The organism is Streptomyces sp. NPDC005181 (genome assembly GCF_040608395.1).
Taxonomy (GTDB): Bacteria; Actinomycetota; Actinomycetes; order Streptomycetales; family Streptomycetaceae; genus Streptomyces.
The window spans coordinates 26175-44938 of the sequence record NZ_JBEXID010000023.1; the positions used below are offsets into that span (position 1 = coordinate 26175).

Consider the following 18764-nt stretch of genomic DNA (forward strand, 5'->3'; position numbering starts at 1 on the left):
ATATCTTGCGTAAGTCCTTGCAGGAAGAAAAATGCAAGATTTCGTCGATGTGTGCGGGATGTTAGCGGGTCGTGTTCAGGGGGTTGACCCGGGTGGGGCGGGCTCGTACGGTCAGCTCCGCGGCAAGCTTTGCATTCTTGCAGCAAGAACCTTCAGGAGCCTTGAGGGCAGGGCGCGTTGCCACGTGAGGCTGCACCGTCATCCCCGCATTTCCCCCCACCGCAGGAGGAAAGACATGGCACGCAGACCGCTGTCTGCAGCTCTCGCCCTGGTAGCCGGCGCCGCCGCCCTCATCCCCACCGCCACCCCCGCCCAGGCGTCCGCACCCGGCAACAAGGACGTCACCGCCGTGATGTTCGAGTGGAAATTTGACTCCGTCGCCAAGGCCTGCACGGATTCCCTCGGCCCGGCCGGCTACGGCTACGTGCAGGTCTCGCCGCCCCAGGAGCACATTCAGGGCAGCCAGTGGTGGACCTCGTACCAGCCGGTCAGCTACAAGATCGCCGGACGGCTCGGCGACCGCACCGCCTTGGCCGCCATGGTCAGCACTTGCCACAGTGCGGGCGTCAAGGTCATCGCCGACTCCGTCATCAACCACATGTCGGCCGGATCGGGCACCGGCACCGGAGGCTCCTCGTACACGAAGTACAACTACCCCGGCCTGTACTCCTCGTTCGACATGGACGACTGCACCGCGCAGATCAGCAACTACCAGGACCGGGCCAACGTCCAGAACTGCGAACTCGTCGGGCTCGCCGATCTCGACACCGGTGAGGACTACGTCCGCGGCAAGATCGCCGGATATCTCAACGACCTGCGCTCGCTCGGCGTCGACGGCTTCCGTATCGACGCCGCCAAGCACATGCCGGCGAGCGACCTCGCCAACATCAAGTCGCGGCTGACCGACCCCGGCGTCTACTGGAAGCAGGAGGCGATCTACGGGGCGGGCGAAGCCGTCTCGCCCGACGAGTACACCGGCACCGGGGACGTCCAGGAATTCCGGTACGCCCGCAGCCTCAAACAGGTCTTCAACAACGAGAACCTCGCCGAACTGAAGAACTTCGGCGAGGGCTGGGGCTTCATGCCGTCCTCGAAGGCCGGGGTCTTCGTCGACAACCACGACACCGAGCGCGGCGGCGACACCCTGAACTACAAGGACGGCGCCAACTACACCCTCGCCAACGTCTTCATGCTGGCCTGGCCGTACGGCTCGCCCGACGTCCACTCCGGCTACGAGTGGTCCGACAAGGATGCGGGACCGCCCAACGGCGGGACGGTGAACGCCTGTTACAGCGACGGCTGGAAGTGCCAGCACGCCTGGCCGCAGATCTCCTCCATGGTCGGCTTCCGCAACACGGCGCGCGGCGAGGCCGTCACCGACTGGTGGGACAACGGCGGCGACCGGATCGCGTTCGGCCGCGGGGCGAAAGCGTATGTCGCCGTCAACCACGAGAGCTCGTCGCTGACCCGTACGTTCCAGACCTCGCTGCCCGCCGGCGACTACTGCGACATCCAGTCCGGCAACGGGGTGACCGTCAACGGCTCCGGACAGTTCACCGCGACGCTCGGCGCGAACACGGCTGTCGCCCTCCAGGTGAACGCCCGCACCTGCACCGGGGGTGGCGTCACCGACCCCGGTACGGGTACCTCCGGCGCCTCCTTCGGTGTCAACGCGACCACCCAGCTCGGCCAGAACATCTACGTCACCGGGAACCAGTCCGCGCTCGGCAACTGGAACACCGACAGCGCGCTCAAGCTCGACCCGGCGTCGTACCCGGTCTGGAAGCTGGACGTGAGCATGCCCGCCGGTACGTCGTTCGAGTACAAGTACGTCCGCAAGGACGCGAGCGGCGCCGTCACGTGGGAGAGCGGCGCCAACCGCACGGCGACGGTTCCGTCGTCGGGCAAGGTGTCGCTGACGAGCGACGTCTGGCGAAGCTGAACCCGGCGTCCGGGCCGGGGCGGCTGACCACGTCGTCCCGGTCCGGGGCTGAACCGGGGGTCGGGGGGCCACCAGGGCGTCTCCTCGGACGCCGCAGACTCCCCGACACCGCAGGGGAATCGTGCAATTACTGCGTCGTCCTGCGGGGATCGCCCTGGTACACCCCCCGCCCCGGGTCGCCCGTAGGCCTCCGTGCCGGGCTGCCGCATCCTGTCGGCCGGTGCGCTGGGAGGGGCCGTGTCGGGGTGATCCCCGCAGGGTGACGCAGTAATAGGACAGTTCGCCACGGTGTCGGGGAGACCGCGGCACCCGAGGAGACGCCCCGATGCGGCACAGACCCCCGCTCCACCCCACAGGACCGTCCACCCCGAGAACCCCATAACCCTCGCAACCAAGGAGACCCTGCCCCGTGTCCCGTACCTCCTTCAGACGGGGAGCCGTCGCCGCTCTGTGCGCGGCGCTCATACCCGTCGTCCCGGCGGCAGCCACCTCCGCCGCGCCGAGGCCCCCGGGCCCGCCGTCGGACGCGGCGCTCGCCGCCGAGTCCGCCCGGCACGACCTGACCCGCGAGCAGTTCTACTTCGTCATGCCCGACCGGTTCGCGAACGGAGACACCTCCAATGACCGCGGCGGGCTCACCGGTTCGCGGCTGGAGACCGGATACGACCCCACGGACAAGGGGTTCTACCAGGGTGGCGACCTCAAGGGCCTGACGGACAGGCTCGCCTACATCAAGGGGCTCGGCACCACCGCCATCTGGCTCGCCCCGATCTTCAAGAACCGCCCCGTGCAGGGCACCGGCAAGGACGCATCGGCCGGTTACCACGGCTACTGGATCACCGACTTCACCCAGGTCGACCCGCACTTCGGCACCAACGCCGACCTGTCGAAGCTGATCGACAAGGCCCACGGCAAGGGCATGAAGGTCTTCTTCGACGTCATCACCAACCACACCGCGGACACCGTCGACTACGCCGAGAAGAAGTACGGGTACAAGCCGAAGGGCGCGTACCCGTACCTCGACCAGGACGGCCGCCCGTTCGACGACAGCAAGGGTCTGGCGAAGGTCGACGCGGACTCCTTCCCGTACACGCCGAAGAACACCGGGGAGAAGGTCCCGGCCTGGCTCAACGACCCGACGATGTACCACAACCGCGGCGACTCGACCTACGCCGGCGAGTCCACCACGTACGGCGACTTCTCCGGCCTCGACGACCTGTGGACCGAACGGCCCGAGGTCGTCTCCGGCATGGAGAAGATCTACGAGAAGTGGGTGCGCGACTTCGATATCGACGGGTTCCGGATCGACACGGTCAAACACGTCGACCTGGACTTCTGGACCCAGTGGGCGACCGCCCTCGACACCTATGCCGCCCGGCACGGCCGCGACGACTTCTTCATGTTCGGCGAGGTCTACTCCGCCGACACCGCCCTCACCTCCCCGTACGTCACCCGGGGCCGGCTCGACGCGACGCTCGACTTCCCGTTCCAGGAGGCGGCGCGGCAGTACGCCTCCCAGGGCGCCCCGGCCTCGAAGCTCGCCGCCGTCTTCGGTGACGACTACCGGTACACCACCGACAAGGCCAACGCCTATGAGCAGGTGACCTTCCTCGGCAACCACGACATGGGCCGCATCGGCGCGTTCCTGAAGCAGGACAACCCGAAGGCCGACGACGCCGAACTGGTCGACCGGGCCCGCCTCGCCAACGAGGTGATGTTCCTCAGCCGCGGCAACCCCGTCGTCTACTACGGCGACGAGCAGGGCTTCACCGGCGCGGGCGGCGACAAGGACGCCCGCCAGACCCTCTTCGCCTCGAAGACCGCCGACTACCTCGACGACGACCAGCTGGGCACCGACCGTACGCACGCCTCCGACGCGTACGACACCGGCCACCCGCTGTACCGGAACATCGCCGCGCTCTCCGAGCTGACCAAGGAGAACCCGGCCCTGCGTGACGGCGTCCAGACCGAGCGGTACACGGAAGGCTCCGTCTACGCGTTCTCGCGGACGGACCCCAAGCGGTCGAACGAGTACGTCGTGGCCACCAACAACGGCACCGCTGCGAAGACGGTCGAGCTGCCCACCGCGTCGGCGGCCATGAACTTCCGTACGCTGTACGGCGGTTCCGGTACGGTCCGCAGCGGAGCCGACAAGAAGATCACCGTCACCGTGCCGGCCCTCTCCAGCATCGTGCTGCGTGCCGAGAAGCCCCTGGGCGCCCCGGCCACCAAGCCCTCGATCACACTGGCGGCACCTGCGGCCGGAGCCACCGGCACCGTCGAGATCTCCGCGGACGTCGACGGCGGATCCCTCAACCGGGTCGTCTTCGCCGCCCAGACCGGCAACGGCAGGTGGGTCACCCTCGGCTCCGCCGACCACGCCCCGTACAAGGTCACCCAGCACCTGGACGACAAGGTGGCAGCAGGAACACCGCTGCGCTACAAGGCCGTTGTCGTCGATGGCGCCGGACGCAACGCGAGCGCCCTCGCCTCGACGACCGCGGGTCAGGCCCCGGCGGACGGGAAGCCCGTCGCCGTCGACCGCGACTACGCCGTCGTCCACTACAAGCGCGCGGACGGCGACTACGACGGCTGGCAGATCGAGTCGGGCGACAGGTCCGCCGAGTTCACCGGACGCGATGCCTACGGTGCGTTCGCCTGGATCACGCTCGACGAGGGCGTGTCCTCCGTCCCGTACACCGTCGAGAAGGACGGCACCGCCGACGGGCCGCAGCGCACCGTCGACCTCGCGAGGACCGGGCAGGTCTGGATCGAGCAGGGCAAGGACGGCCAGACCGACGAGGCCCCCGAGGGTGCCTACCCGGCGCAGGACACGACGAAGGCCGTCCTGCACTACCACCGGGCCGACGGCGACTACGACGGCTGGGGACTGCACACCTGGACCGGCGCCAAGGAACCCACCGACTGGGCGAAGCCGCTCCAGCCGGTGAAGAAGGACGCCTACGGCGTCACCTTCGAGGTGCCGCTCACCGACGGCGCCACCTCGCTCAGCTACATCCTCCACAAGGGCGACGAGAAGGACCTCCCCAGCGACCAGTCGCTCGATATCGCCACGTACGACCACGAGGTGTGGATGATCGCCGGACAGCCCGGCTATCTGCTGCCGCAGACCGGCGGTGTGCCCACCCCCGACCTCACCAAGGCCGAGGCGCAGTGGATCGACTCCGACACCGTCGTGTGGAAGGTGAAGGCCACCGACGCCACCAGCCAGCAGCTCGTCTACGCGAAGGACGGCGGGATCTCCGTCGTCGACGGGGCGCTCTCCGACGAGGGGCGGTGGCTGCGGATCACCCCGTCCGCGCTGACCGACGCCCAGAAGGCCAAGTACCCGCACCTCAAGGACTACCCGGCGTTCACCGTCGACCCGCGTGACCGGGACCGGATCCGCGAGGCACTGCGCGGCCAGCTGATCGCCACCCAGCGCGCCGCCAACGGTGCTCTGCTCGCGGCCACCGGCGTACAGAGCGCGGGTGTGCTCGACGACCTGTACGGGAAGAACGCGAGCACCTCGGCGCTCGGCCCGGTCTTCGGCCACGGCCGTCCCACCCTGTCCGTCTGGGCCCCCACCGCTCGGACCGTCGCCCTCGAGCTCGACGGGAAGAGCATCCCGATGCGGCGCGACGACCGCACCGGCGTCTGGTCGGTCACCGGCACCGCGAAGTGGACCGGCAAGCCCTACCGCTTCGTGGTGAAGGTGTGGGCGCCCACCGTCCAGAAGATCGTCACCAACAAGGTCACCGACCCCTACTCCACCGCCCTGACCACCGACTCCACCCGGAGCCTCGTCGTCGACCTCGACGCCCCGGGCCTCGCGCCGAAGGGCTGGTCCGGACTGAAGAAGCCGACCGCCGCCCCGCTGCGCGACGCCCAGATCCAGGAGCTGCAGATCCGCGACTTCTCGATCGCGGATCCCACGTCCAAGCACCCGGGCGAGTATCTCGCCTTCACCGACACCCGCTCGGACGGGATGAAGCACCTCAAGGAGCTCGCCGACTCCGGCACGAGCTACGTCCATCTGCTGCCCGCCTTCGACATCGGCACCATCCCCGAGAAGAAGTCGGCCCAGCAGAAGCCGGCCTGCGACCTGTCCGTGTACGCCCCCGACTCCGACGAGCAGCAGGCGTGCGTGGCGAAGACCGCCGCGAACGACGGGTTCAACTGGGGCTACGACCCGCTGCACTACACGGTCCCCGAGGGTTCGTACGCCTCCGACCCGGAGGGCACCAAGCGCACCGTCGAGTTCCGGCAGATGGTGCAGGGGCTGAACGGCGCCGGGCTGCGGACCGTCATGGACGTCGTCTACAACCACACCGTCGCCTCCGGTCAGGACGACAAGTCCGTCCTCGACCGGATCGTGCCCGGCTACTACCAGCGGCTCCTGGACGACGGCACCGTCGCCACCTCCACCTGCTGCGCCAACACCGCGCCCGAGAACACCATGATGGGCAAGCTCGTGGTGGACTCGATCGTCACCTGGGCCAAGGAGTACAAGGTCGACGGCTTCCGCTTCGACCTGATGGGCCACCACCCCAAGGCCAACATCCTCGCCGTCCGCACGGCACTCGACGCGCTGACCGTGGCCAAGGACGGCGTCGACGGCAAGAAGATCATCCTGTACGGCGAGGGCTGGAACTTCGGTGAGATCGCCGGCGATGCCCGCTTCGTCCAGGCCACCCAGAAGAACATGGCCGGCACCGGCGTCGCGACCTTCTCCGACCGGGCCCGCGACGCCGTCCGCGGCGGCGGCCCGTTCGACGAGGACCCCGGCGTCCAGGGCTTCGCCAGCGGCCTCTACACCGACCCCAACACCTCGACCGCCAACGGCACCCGCGCCGAACAGAAGGCCCGGCTGCTCCACTACCAGGACCTGATCAAGGTGGGCCTGACCGGCAACCTCGCCGACTACTCCTTCACCGACTCCTCGGGCCGTACGGTCAAGGGTTCGGGTGTCGACTACAACGGGGCCCCCGCCGGATACGCCGCGGTCCCCGGCGACGCCCTCGCCTACGCCGACGCCCACGACAACGAGTCGCTGTACGACGCGCTCGCCTTCAAACTCCCGGCGGGCACCTCAGCGGCCGACCGGGCCAGGATGCAGGTCCTGGCGATGGCGACCGCCACCCTCTCGCAGGGCCCGTCGCTCTCCCAGGCGGGTTCGGACCTGCTGCGCTCCAAGTCCCTGGACCGCAACTCGTACGACAGCGGTGACTGGTTCAACGCACTGCACTGGGACTGCCGGGACGGCAACGGCTTCGGCCGCGGACTGCCCCCGGCAGCCGACAACAAGTCCAAGTGGTCGTATGCCGAGCCGCTGCTGACCGCCGCCGCGCTCAGCCCCGGCTGCGCGCAGATCCACGGTGCGTCCGCGGCGTACCAGGACCTGCTCACCATCCGCACGACGGAGAAGGAGTTCGACCTCTCCACCACGGAGCAGGTGCAGTCCGCCTTGTCGTTCCCGCTCTCCGGGAAGGACGAGACGCCCGGCGTGATCACGATGCGGCTCGGAAAACTCGTGATCGTCCTCAACGCCACCCCGGGCACCGAGCACCAGCAGATCGCGGAGCTGGCCGGGAAGGACTACGCCCTCCACCCCGTCCAGGCTGCGGGGGCGGATTCTACTGTCAAGAAGGCCTCATACGAGAGGAGTTCGGGAAACTTCACCGTCCCGGGACGCACGGCGGCCGTGTTCTCCCTGCGGTGACCCGGACAGGACTACGTTGAGGGCAGCCGCCGGGGAGTGAGCCGCATTGGACACTCCCGGGCGCGTCCCTCCCACCACCTCGGCCGGTTCCGGCCTCCTTTCCCGTGCGCGTACGCCGTACGGGAAAGGGGGCCGGAACCGCTCGTCACGGCCGACCGCGAGAGGAGCGGGGCGCCCGGCGCTCCACCGGCGGAGCAAGGATCGGATCGTGCCGCGTGCCGGACAGTGACGGTGACCATGGTGGGAAACATTCCCGAGGAGACAACGAGCTTTGTCGGACGCAGGACGGAACTCGCCCGCATCGAACACGCACTCCGGACCCACCGGCTGACCACGCTCACCGGCACCGGCGGGGTCGGCAAGACACGACTGGCGATGCGCGCCGCCCGGCAGGCGGCACCGGCCCACCGCGACGGGGTGTGGTGGGTGGACCTGGCCCCGCTCCAGGGCGACGAGCTGCTCGTCGCGACCGTCTCGGACGCGGTCGGGCTCTGCGACCACACCCTGCGGATGCCCGTCGACGCCCTCTGTGAATGGCTCACCGACAAACGGGGGCTGCTCGTCCTCGACTCCTGCGAGCATCTGCGCCCCACCTGCGGGCATCTGCTCGGCGAGATCCTCACCACGTCGCCCTGCCTCACGGTGCTCGCCACCAGCAGACAACCCCTCGACCTCGCCTGCGAGCGAGTCGTCGAGGTGGCGCCGCTGCCCTTCGACGGGGCGGCCGACGCCCTCACCCTGTTCAAGGACCGGGCCCGTGCCGCAGACCCAGGCGTCACGTTCGAGGCGACGGGCGATGCCGCGGCCGCCGAGATCTGCCGACGTCTCGAAGGCATTCCGCTCGCCATCGAACTGGCGGCGGGCGGCATCGGCCGGCACACCGTGGAACAGGTCGCCGTACGGATCCGCTCACGCTTCGACGTCCTCACGGACGCGTCACTGTGGCCACCGCGCCACCGCGCCCTGCGCACCACGATCGGCTGGAGCCATGAGCTCTGCACTCCGCTGGAGCGGCTGCTCTGGGCCCGGCTCACCGTCCTGCGCGGCGACTTCAACGAGGCCGCGGCCCGCGAGGTCTGCGCCGAGGGGCCGCTCACCGAGGAAGCGGTGGCAATCGCGCTGGACGGCCTGGTCGCCAAGTCCGTCGTCAAACGGGACGGCGGACGGCACCGGATGCTCGAGACGATCCGCGAGTACGGCCGGATGTGGCTCGCCGAGCTCGGCGAGGAACCTTCGACGCCTCGCGACGCGCCTCACCGGACGCCATAACCTGTCCGACCCTGATCATCCGGACACCGCGCGGCCCCGGTGAGGTCGGTCAGTTCCACCAGAACGACCAGGCGCGCCTGTCCCGTGCAGGAGGCCGCCCGGCGGCAGAGCGAGCCCCGAGGAGTCCAGGGTGAGCGGCGAATTCCCTTGTGTGGTCATGCTGATCACCGTAAAGGTGAGGTCCGACAACGGTCCGTACCGCACCCCGGAGCCTCAGATGCCCCAGATCACCGTCGACTACTCCGCCGAACTCGACGACACCTTCGATCGCCGCGGCTTCGCACAGGCCCTGCACCCGCTGGTCGCCGAGACGGTCACCACGAAGATCGCCGCCTGTAAGACCCGCTTCCGCCGGGTCGACGAGTCCGTGGTGGGCTACGCCGCCACCGGCGACGCGATCCTGCACGTCTCGATCGGCCTGCTGCCCGGCCGCACCGACGAGATCAAGGCGCAGCTCACCGAGTCCGTGCTGGAGCTGCTGACCGCCCATCTCAAGCCCGCGGACGGCCTCACGGTCCACACCTCGGCCGAGACCCGCGACCTGGATCCGTCCTACCGCAAGCGCTGACCCGTACTACGTCAGGGCAACCGCTGCGAGGGCACAGCCGGCACGGCGGGCGAGAAGGCGGAGAGCCGTGCCAGCAGATCTCCGAACGGCCCGTCGACCGGCTCCTCCGCGAGGACCCGCAGCACGATGCCCGCCATCTCCGTGTCGTACGCCGCACTCACCGCGGCCAGCGCCGCGAAGTCGTGCACCAGCTGCATCTCCAGCTCCGCGCGCGGAATCCGTCGCCCGTCCAGCCAGATCAATGCCGTCGACTCGGCGAGCGACACCCACGACCGCACGACCAACTCCAGCCGCGCCGGGGGCTTCTCCACCCCCAGGTGGGCGACGATCTGCTCGTACGCCGCCTGTCGCACCCCGTCGATCATGGCATTCGCCGTCGACGACCCGACCGCGGGCCCGCCCCGCATCAGCGCGGAGAACCCGGGTCCGTGCTCGTCCACGAACTCGAAGAACCGTCCCATGACCCGCAACAGCCGTGCCCCCAGGGGCCCTTCACGCGGCTCCAGGAACCGTCCCGCCAACTCGTCGGCGGCCCGCCGCAGTGCCGCCTCGTACAGGCTCTGCTTCCCCGGGAAGTAGTGATAGACGAGCGGCCGGGAGATCCCGGCGGCGGCAGCGATCTCATCGATGGACACCTCGTCGGGGGCGCGATGGCTGAACAACTCCAGCGCGACACCGATCAACTGCTGCCTGCGCTCATCGACGCCCATCCTGCGCCGCACCCCGGTCGTCATGCCACCAGCGTACCGACCGGGCCGGGAAGCGGACTCGGTGGCGTCCGGGGCTGACCGCGCCCCCACGTCTCCTACAGATCCAGCACCAGCCGCTCGCCCCGGCACCGCGACACGCAGATCAGCATCGAGTCGTCGCGTTCCGCGTCCGTCAGGAGTTCGTCGCGGTGGTCTATCTCGCCCTCCAGTACGCGCTGTTGGCACGTACCGCAGAAGCCCTGTTCGCAGGAGTACGAGACATACGGGAGTTCCTCGCGGACTGCGGTCAGGATCGACTGGCCGGCCGCGACCCGGACCGTACGGCCGGTGCGATGCAGGTCCACCTCGAAAGCGCCGGAGTCGGCCGGTGAGGTGGCCGCCGCTGTGAAGCGTTCCAGGTGCAGGGTGCAGTCCGCCGGGAGCGCGGCAGTGACCGCGTCCATCAGGGGTTCCGGGCCGCAGCAGTAGACCGCCGTGCCGGGCGCGAGGTCGGTGAGGGCTGCCGCCGCGTCCGGGTGGCCCGATTCGTCCTCCGGTACGACCGTGACACGGTTGCCTTCCGCGCCGAGCTTCTCGATCTCGTCCAGGAACGGCATCGAGGAGCGCGTACGGCCTCCGTACAGCAGGTGCCAGTCGGCGCCGGAGGCGGCAACCGCCCGCAGCATCGGGAGGATCGGGGTGATGCCGATGCCGCCCGCGACGAAGACGTACGCGGAGGCTTCGGCGACGAGCGGGAAGCGGTTGCGTGGGCCGCGGATCTCGATCTCCAGGCCCTCGTGCAGCTGAGCGTGGACCTCGCGCGAACCGCCGCGGCCGTCCTCGACCAGGCGGGTCGCGACCGTGTACGTGTCCGGCGCGGCCGGGTCACCGCAGAGCGAGTACTGGCGCACCAGGCCCGAGGGGAGGACGAGGTCCAGGTGGGCGCCGGGCTGCCAGGCGGGGAGGTCCGGGCCCTCCAGGCGGAGTTGGACCACCCCGTCCGCCGTCGTGGTCCGTTCGGTGATCAGCAGGCGGCGCGTGGTGGTGGAGCGGCGGCCGGAGTGACCCGAGACCGGTTCCTCCAGGGCCGGCAGCGGCCACAGCGGGGACTTCTCGATGCGGCGGTGCAGGGCGCGCTTGGCGAGCAACGCGGCGCCTGTCACAAGGAGGACGGTGCGCAGGCGGGGGCGGGGCAGGACCATGGGTCAGTGGGTTCCCGTCATACGGGCCTCGGCGGCCAGGGCCGCGGGCGAGTGGGCGAGATAGTCGATGGCCTGCGCCGTACTGCCCTCCTGGGAAGGGTGGTAGGAGTGACTCAGATAGCGCGGGATGGAGCGCAGCAGGGCGGGTGTGGAGGGCAGGGTGCCGCGCTTGCCGCTGTCGTAGAACGCCTTGAACGACGCCTTGCCGTCCAGCAGGCTGGGGTCGTTCTCCATGAAGAAGCGGACACCGCGCTGCCACAGGAAGACCAGGGCGGAGAAGGCCAGCCCCCAGGTGCGCACCCGGCGCCGGTAGCCGCCGTCGACATGCATGAAGACCTCGAAGGCCACCGAGCGGTGTTCCACCTCCTCCGCGCCGTGCCAGCGCAGCAGGTCCAGCATGGTGGGGTCGGCGCCCTTGCGGTCCAGGGCCTCGGAGTTCAGGATCCAGTCGCCGAGAAACGCCGTGTAGTGCTCGATTGCCGCGATGATCGCCACCCGCTCCATCAGCCACCACCTGCGGGCACGACCCGGCGGCAGCGTCCGGTCGCCGAGCAGTTTCTCGAAGAACCAGTCGACCTGTGCGGTGTACGGAGTCGGGTCGAGCCCGAGCTTCTTGAGGTGGGGGAGTACGTCGTCGTGGGCCTGGGAGTGCACGGCCTCCTGGCCGATGAACCCGATCACGTCGCGTCGCAGCTGCTCGTCATGGATGTACGGAAGCACCTGCCGGTACACATGGATGAACCAGCGCTCCCCGGCCGGGAGCAGCAGATGGAGCACATTCATCGTGTGCGTACTGAAGGGGTCGCCGGGCACCCAGTGGAGGGGAGTCCTCTCCCAGGCGAACGAGACCTTGCGGGCCTTCAGCTCGGTTCGCTCCGACGCGACCGCCGCTGGCTGCGTGTTAGACATGTTGTCAATGTACTGACGGGTACGTGGTGGGAACAGAGGCGTGCAGCGAATTCCTGCGGCAGCTGATCGGGGGGTGACAGAGGGCGCTGTCCGTTGCGTTCGGTGAGCTTCGGACAGCGGTCGAGTGCCTGCTTCGGCCAGGTCGCGCTCGATCGATGACGACTCGCTCCGGGTCTCTTCGAGGAGTTCGATGAGCCGGCGGACGCTTTCCGTCAGTTCGCCGCCCGGGCCGCGCCCGGCCGGCGGCGGGCCGAACCGGGGCGCACGTGTCGGGCCCGTGGCGGTCCTCCTCGGTGGAGTGCGCCACGGGCCCAGTTCATCCTGCGGTTCGGATCGGATCAGCGGGAACGGTACTCCCGGTTCCGGTCCTGGTCGTGGTCCCAGCGTCCGTGGTCGCGGCGGTCGTGGTCCCAGCGTCCGTGGTCGCGGCGGTCGTGGTCCCAGCGTCCGTGGTCGCGGCGGTCGTGGTCACGGCGCCCGTGATCGCGGCGGTCGTGGTCCCGGCGGTCGCCATCCCCGTGCCGACCGTCTTGGACCTGCGCGGAGTGGGTACCGGCGGCGGCGCTGGGAGCCGCGGCCTGGGCTGCGCCGGCGCCGCCCAGCACGACGACGGCGGCCACACAGACTGCGGCAGCGAAGCGGGAAACATGCATGACAATCTCCTGTCGCAGCAGACGCCGAAGCGCCTGCTCGGATTGGACACCGCAACCGTCGCCCCCCGGCGACCGCCGACGACTGCGCCACGCGCTCCAAGACACCCGATCTGCTGCAATGCCGCCGATCTTGAAACCGAGCCCTGTAGGCAATCCGTGGAGCTCCATCCGTCACCCCGTCCCCTCCCGGGACCGTCGCCATCCGCCCCTCGGCGCGCCGCCTGCCGGTTCCCCACCGAGACATCGGGGCAGGCACGTCCGGCAGCGACTCCGCGTCCTGATACCGCGGACAGGCAGCAGGGGCCGCCGCCGGGCACCATGAACCGGCCGAGCAGAGGATCCCGGCGTGCGTACGGGAAACGGCACCGCGGCATGGAGGGATGGTCAGCGCAGGGCGCCGACGCGGCTCCCGTCCGCCAGCGACCCGTTCAGCTGCGCCCGGTCGCCCGCCCGTGCCCGTACCGCGAGCAGATGCCCCTGCGCCCGGCCCTCCACCCCGCCGGACGTCGTCAGCGACGCGAACTCTTCGCTGCCCGCCGCCAGTACGTACCACCGGCCGCCGCGCGACTTCCACAGCACACCCGCCAGCACCCGCGGATCTCGCACCCCGCAGGCCGGTGAGTCCTCGGCGCGCGCCGCGACGGCCCCCGGCGGCACCGCACCGCCGGCGGCGGGCTGCGTGGACGGGGCCTGGAACTGGGCGAGGACCCTGCTCCCCGTGCCCCGCCAGGTCTCCGCCCGGGTGCACAGCCACTGCGCGTAACCGTCGCCCTCGGGCAGCCACTGCCGGGCGTACGGCCAGGAGTTCACCGACCGTACGCCGCGCGACCGCATCGCCCTCAGCAGACAGGCGGTACGCGCCCAGCTCGCCCGCTCCGCCTGTCCGGACACATCGTGCGGCGCCGACGGCGATCCCGAGGTCAGCCGGGCCGGGGCGAGTTCGCCCAGGTCCGTCAGCAGCCGGGTCGACGCACCGGCATGCATCTCGACGGCGGGCCAGGAGCGGCAGCGCTCGGCCGTCGCCGGGCTCGGCAGCGCATCGGTGACGCCGTTGCGGTCGCGGTGCAGCGCCCGTGCAGCCCGGTCGGGGGCAAGCAGATCCCGTACGGACACGCCGCGCACCCAGGGCGCCGTCAGATAGCGGACCGTGCCGATCCCGCGGCTCACGATCAGGGCGTCGGCGGAGGTCGCGTCCGCGCTGTCGACCCGTGCGAAGTCGAGCGCCGCGCCCTTCGCCGGATCGGCGTTGCGCGCCTCCGCGTACCGCACGACGCGCAGCCCGTCGTAGAACAGCACCACCGCGGCCGCGCCCACCTCGCCCGCGTACAGCAGCTGCGGGGCGCCCATCGGCGGCCCGACCGGCGTCCCCGGCGTCGTCGACGACCGCACCGCTGCGCCGGGGCGCGCCCATACGGCGAGTGCGCGCCGCAGCAGCCGGGCGTCGTCGGTGCGGTCCCCCCGGGTGGGCCAGGCGGTGAAGTCGGTACGGGGCGAGCGCTGCCAGAAGGCCGGCTTCACGCGTCGTAACTCCGCTGGTTCCAGGGCCTGTTCGGCGGCGGGGTTGCGGGCGTACAGGGGCGCGGACGTCAGGTCCCGGCCCCAGCCGTTGCCCGGCAGCCCCAGCAGCGCCCCGCACACCAGCAGTGCGGCGACCGCAGCCAGCGCAGCCTTCGCATGCTGGCGGCGGCGCAGCAGATCCGGCGGGCGGGCCTGCAGGGAACAGGGGTCGAACTCCGTGGAGGCCAGGAGCGCGTACGGCGCCGTCACCGCGTCCGCCTCCCTCAGCGCCGCATGCGGGTCCGCCACCCCGGCGGCGGCGAGCACCCGCCGTACCTCTCCGTCCGCGAGACCCTCCAGGCCGCGCAGGACGTGCGCCGCGCGCGCCGGACCGGACAGCGCCGACAGCGCCTGGTCCAGGGCGAGTTCGTCCGCGCCGCCGGAGTGCGGGAACAGTCGCAGGCCCCAGACCAGCGGAAGCAGCGGCGGCAGCTGGGCCCGTCGCGGCCACGCCGGCCGGCGCAGGGGAAGGCCCGCCTGCAGTGCGGTACGCAGCACCCGCTGCCGGACGTGCGCGTAGCCCGGGTCGACCACGGTCGCACCGGCCGCCCGACGGGGGTGCGGGATGCCGTCCCCGGCCGCGAACGACGTCCGGCGACCCAGCGGCAGGGATCGCTGGGCGAGGGAATGGGCAGTCAGCACGCGGCGATTGCGGCCGAGGGAGGGCGGCAGTACGAGATAGCCGAGCCGGACCAGCCGCGGATAGTGCTCGACGAGCGCCGCCTCGGCCTGCTCCACATCGACCTGCTCCAGATCGGCCGGGGCGGCGGCGGACGGTACTTCTGGCAGTGGGCGCACGTTCAGCAGAACGAGCGAATCGTGCGATGGTCACTCCGGCGTGCGGCCGCTACTGCCCGATCCGGCCGTTCGGCCGCGCCGATGGGGGCGAAGGGGCACGATGGCCGGATGGTGACGCAGTTGGAGATGCGACGAGGACGTGGTTCCGGGGCCGGTGGGTTCAAGGTCGGCGGATTCGGGGCCGGCAGGCTCGGGGCCCGGGCAGCCGCGGGTGTCCTCGCAGGCCTGACCCTTCTCACGGCCTGTTCGGGTGGCGGGGGCGGCGACAACAAGCCGGACGTCCCGCCGACCGCGACCGGCAGCCTGGAGCAGCTGGCCACGAAGGCGCACTGCAAGCCGAACATCCAGACCGACGCGCAGGAACTGCGGCAGGCCAACTGCACGACGGACGAAGGACGTTATGTGCTGGCCACCTTCGCGACCGACCGCGGGCAGCGCGAGTGGCTCAACGAGGCCAACGACTACGGCGGCTCGTATCTCGTCGGCCGTAAGTGGGTCGCCGTCGGCGAGCCGAAGGTGGTCGCAGCGCTGCGCGGCCGGCTCGGGGGGACGGTGGAGACCGCCTCGCCGCACCACTCGGGGAGTAGTGGCAGTGGGGGGAGCGAGGGAGGGCACTCCGGTCACCACGGGAGCTGACCGCGCAGGTAGGGGGGTGGGATGCTGCGGAGGGGGGAATCAGCGGCACTTGCGCCCGCCGTTGATGCAGCTCACCACCTTCTTCATCAGGTTGTCGTCGAAGACATTGATGAAGTCACCGTGATCGGTGACGGGCTTGTGCAGCTGCTCCGGGAAGGAGTCGACGGCGAAGCCGGGGCCCGGCGGCACGTCGTACACAATGCGCTGGACCAGTTGCGGAATGGCCCTGAAGCCGTTCGGGCACCGCCCGCTGTCCTGGGCGAAGGCGACATGGGTGCGGTGATTGGCGGAGTCGGTGTTCTGCCCGTCCCAGCAGCTCTGGAATGCGAACGAGCGGACCACCTGGCTGCCGTCCGGACAGATCGGGTATTTGTCCTTGAGCTGGCGGTCCTCGAATCCGGTGCAGCTCCATGAGGCATTGGCGTTGGCGTCGCCGTTGGTGAATGCCTTGGCATCCCCGGTGATGATCCGCAGGAAGCGCGGCATCGCCGTGACCTTCCCGGTGGGATTGCCGACGAATTTCAGCGTGACCTGGGACGGGGTCTGGATCTCTCCGACGTTCTGATCCTTTCCGCCGCCATCCGCGTCCGCGTCGTTCTCCGCCGTCCCGTTCTGCAGACGAAGGACAGGCCAGTAGTACGTGGACCTGTCGCCCTGATTCCGGCACGTGGTATCGCCGTTGGCCAGATCGTCGTCGCTGGCGAAGGCGTCGTTGGCCTGATTACCGACGTAATCGTGCATATGGTGAGCACCGTTGCTCACGCCGGGTGCGACGATGACATTGTCCGGGTTGAATTTGCCGTTCTCGTTACGTCCGCAATCGGTCCTGAACGAACCGCGCGAGGCGCCGCGGCGTTGGCGTGGCCTGTCGACATTGGGCTGCACGGTCTGGATGTCGACGAAGTCGGACTCCTCGGGGCCGTTGCCCTGCTGGTCCTGGCCCTGGTCCTGGCCTTGATCCTGGCCTTGATCCTGGCCTTGGCCTTGGCCTTGGTCCTGGCCGTTGTCGCCGCCCTGGTTCTCGCCGCCGTCCTGACCGCCGTCCTGACCCTGACCCTGGTCGGCGCCTTGATCGCCCATGCCGTTGCCGTTGTTGTCATCGGCGCGCAGGCTGCACGGGGCCAGCCCGTCCAGCCTGTCCGGACGGTCCGCATTGCGCTCCACGGCGGTGGCGATTCGGTCGATACTCGCCGTCCGTTTGGCCCTCAGCGGACCGAGTACGGCATTCTCGGCAAGGGCGGGATCACGGGAGATCTCGTCCTTCCGGTCGGCGAATTGCCGATAGGCATCGGTGATCTGGGTATCCATGGCTGCCAGTTCGCGGTCGACCTCACCGCGCGCCTGATCGGGCACGTCGGGAAGTTCGTTACCCACGTCGGGGCAGTCGATGGTGGACATCTGGGTGCCCGCATTCCATGTGCGGCCGGGGGGCGAACCGGATGATCCTTCTCCCGCCGAAGCGTAGACATTGACTGCGATCAAGCCACCTCCACCCAGAATCAATGCGGCCGAGGCGGCAATAGCCCGGTTGGCCAGCGTCGAACGTTTGCGTGATGTGCGTCCCATGGAACTCCTCATGCTTCGAGGGAGAAGCGTGACGTTCCATACGGGTGTGGTTCGGGGTGTGTTCAGCGGAAGGGGAAGTTCGTAGAAATCTCCATTCGCAAAACGGGTCACATGGGTGCGGGAGCGAACTCGGCGAGCTGTGGGTCGACGGGTGCCCCGGTCATCCGGTTCGCCAGCGTCGACATCGTGTACGCGCCGATGCCCAGGACCACTTCGAGGGCGTTCTGCGGGGTGTAGCCGTGCGCCAGGAAGTCCTGCAGCGCGGCGTCGTCGGCCGCGCCCGCCGTCGCGACGACGATCAGGGTGAACTGCCGTATTGCTTCGAGCCGTTCGTCCGGGAGCGGCAGCGGCTTCGCCTGGCGCAGCGCGGCGATCAGGTCGGCGTCCGCACCGAGTGCGGTGAGCTTCGCGGTGTGCATCGCGACGCAGACGCCGCAGTCGTTGCGAGTGGCGATCGTCATGATCAGGACCTCGCGGGAGAGCGGGTCCAGGGTGGTCGACTCGAAGATCGCGCTGATCTTCAGGAAGCCGTCGAGCAGCTGCGGCGACGTGGCCAGCCGGCCGACTGCGGCGGGCAGATACCCCTGTCTGTTCGCTACGGCCTCCATGGGACGACGGGCGGCGGCAGGGGCGGATTCGAGGGTGTGGTCGGGAAACGCGGGCGCGGGCATGGCGGGACCTCTCGCGATAAACTCGACAATGTGATTGACGAAAACGTAAATCAGGTTGTCGAGTTTTGCAATGACTGAGCCCACGGGGCGAGTTGAAGGTGTGGCGCCCGACGGTGACGGTGCGGGCTTCGAGCTGCCCCTGCTCCTGTTCGCCGGGTTCCGGTCGATCATCGACGAGCTCCATCGCGAACTGGCCGAGTACGGGCATCCCGAGGTCCGTCCCGCGTACGGCTTCGCGCTCCAGGCCATCGGCCGCGACGGTGCTACCGCCAGTGAGATCGGCCGACGGCTGGGCGTCTCCAAACAGGCCGCGGGCAAGACCGTCGACAGGCTGGAGAGCCTCGGTTACGTCGAGCGGGTCGACGATCCGCAGGACGGGCGTCGCAAGCTGGTCCGGGTGACCCCGCGCGGTGTCGACGTACTGGTCCGCTCCGCCGAGGGGTTCGGCCGGCTGCGTGCCGAATGGGCCCGGGTGCTCGGCGCCGAGCGGCTGCGGGCGCTGGAGTCCGATCTGCGCACGATGGCGCCCGCCGACGGGTTCCGGCTCGACGCGGCGGCGTGGTTCAACGGCTGAGGCACTCC

General features: G+C 69.8%; 12 protein-coding genes and 1 pseudogene. 6 read left to right on the forward strand and 7 right to left on the reverse strand.

Annotation, left to right across the window (positions count from 1 at the left end; genetic code table 11):
• The first annotated feature begins 235 nt into the window (after positions 1 to 235).
• The 4 genes and pseudogenes from ABZV38_RS17265 to ABZV38_RS17280 all read left to right on the forward strand — a co-directional run bounded on the left by ABZV38_RS17265 (position 236) and on the right by ABZV38_RS17280 (position 9501).
• Complete coding sequence (locus tag ABZV38_RS17265) at positions 236 to 1942, forward strand: carbohydrate-binding module family 20 domain-containing protein (protein ID WP_356327839.1); 1707 nt, start codon at positions 236 to 238, stop codon at positions 1940 to 1942.
• A gap of 409 nt (positions 1943 to 2351) precedes the next feature.
• Positions 2352 to 7664, forward strand: coding sequence for a pullulanase-type alpha-1,6-glucosidase (pulA, locus tag ABZV38_RS17270; protein WP_356327841.1), 5313 nt, complete (start codon positions 2352 to 2354; stop codon positions 7662 to 7664).
• Between the two features lie 237 nt (positions 7665 to 7901).
• Positions 7902 to 8894 (forward strand): annotated as a pseudogene (locus ABZV38_RS17275) (AAA family ATPase); the annotation flags it as partial.
• A gap of 256 nt (positions 8895 to 9150) precedes the next feature.
• Positions 9151 to 9501 carry an isomerase gene (locus ABZV38_RS17280; RefSeq protein ID WP_356327939.1) on the forward strand — a complete coding sequence of 117 codons (351 nt, stop codon included), beginning with the start codon at positions 9151 to 9153 and terminating at the stop codon, positions 9499 to 9501.
• A gap of 11 nt (positions 9502 to 9512) precedes the next feature.
• Here the strand turns inward: ABZV38_RS17280 and ABZV38_RS17285 are convergent, their stop codons facing one another.
• The 5 genes from ABZV38_RS17285 to ABZV38_RS17305 all read right to left on the reverse strand — a co-directional run bounded on the left by ABZV38_RS17285 (position 9513) and on the right by ABZV38_RS17305 (position 15309).
• Positions 9513 to 10235, reverse strand: coding sequence for a TetR/AcrR family transcriptional regulator (locus ABZV38_RS17285; protein ID WP_356327843.1), 723 nt, complete (start codon positions 10233 to 10235; stop codon positions 9513 to 9515).
• A gap of 71 nt (positions 10236 to 10306) precedes the next feature.
• Complete coding sequence (locus tag ABZV38_RS17290) at positions 10307 to 11386, reverse strand: PDR/VanB family oxidoreductase (protein WP_356327941.1); 1080 nt, start codon at positions 11384 to 11386, stop codon at positions 10307 to 10309.
• A gap of 9 nt (positions 11387 to 11395) precedes the next feature.
• On the reverse strand, positions 11396 to 12301 hold the full coding sequence (locus ABZV38_RS17295; RefSeq protein WP_356327844.1) for a metal-dependent hydrolase: 906 nt from the start codon (positions 12299 to 12301) through the stop codon (positions 11396 to 11398).
• Positions 12302 to 12639: 338 nt separating this feature from the next.
• Positions 12640 to 12954, reverse strand: a complete 315-nt coding sequence (locus ABZV38_RS17300) for a hypothetical protein (RefSeq protein WP_356327846.1) — start codon at positions 12952 to 12954, stop codon at positions 12640 to 12642.
• A gap of 384 nt (positions 12955 to 13338) precedes the next feature.
• Positions 13339 to 15309: a hypothetical protein gene (locus ABZV38_RS17305; RefSeq protein WP_356327848.1), complete on the reverse strand. Its 1971-nt coding sequence runs from the start codon at positions 15307 to 15309 to the stop codon at positions 13339 to 13341.
• 108 nt (positions 15310 to 15417) lie between these two features.
• Between ABZV38_RS17305 and ABZV38_RS17310 the strand changes: the two genes are divergently transcribed.
• Entirely contained in the window at positions 15418 to 15945 is a 528-nt protein-coding gene (locus ABZV38_RS17310; RefSeq protein ID WP_356327849.1) for a hypothetical protein, read from the forward strand.
• 39 nt (positions 15946 to 15984) lie between these two features.
• On the opposite strand, the gene ABZV38_RS17315 is transcribed toward ABZV38_RS17310, so the two are convergent.
• Positions 15985 to 17511, reverse strand: coding sequence for a DUF1996 domain-containing protein (locus tag ABZV38_RS17315; RefSeq protein WP_356327851.1), 1527 nt, complete (start codon positions 17509 to 17511; stop codon positions 15985 to 15987).
• A gap of 107 nt (positions 17512 to 17618) precedes the next feature.
• Positions 17619 to 18182 carry a carboxymuconolactone decarboxylase family protein gene (locus ABZV38_RS17320; protein WP_356327853.1) on the reverse strand — a complete coding sequence of 188 codons (564 nt, stop codon included), beginning with the start codon at positions 18180 to 18182 and terminating at the stop codon, positions 17619 to 17621.
• A 70-nt stretch (positions 18183 to 18252) separates the two neighbouring features.
• On the opposite strand from ABZV38_RS17320, the gene ABZV38_RS17325 reads away from it, so the two are divergent.
• A complete protein-coding gene (locus tag ABZV38_RS17325; protein ID WP_356327855.1) occupies positions 18253 to 18756 on the forward strand; it encodes a MarR family transcriptional regulator in 504 nt (167 codons plus the stop codon).
• Positions 18757 to 18764 lie beyond the last annotated feature (8 nt).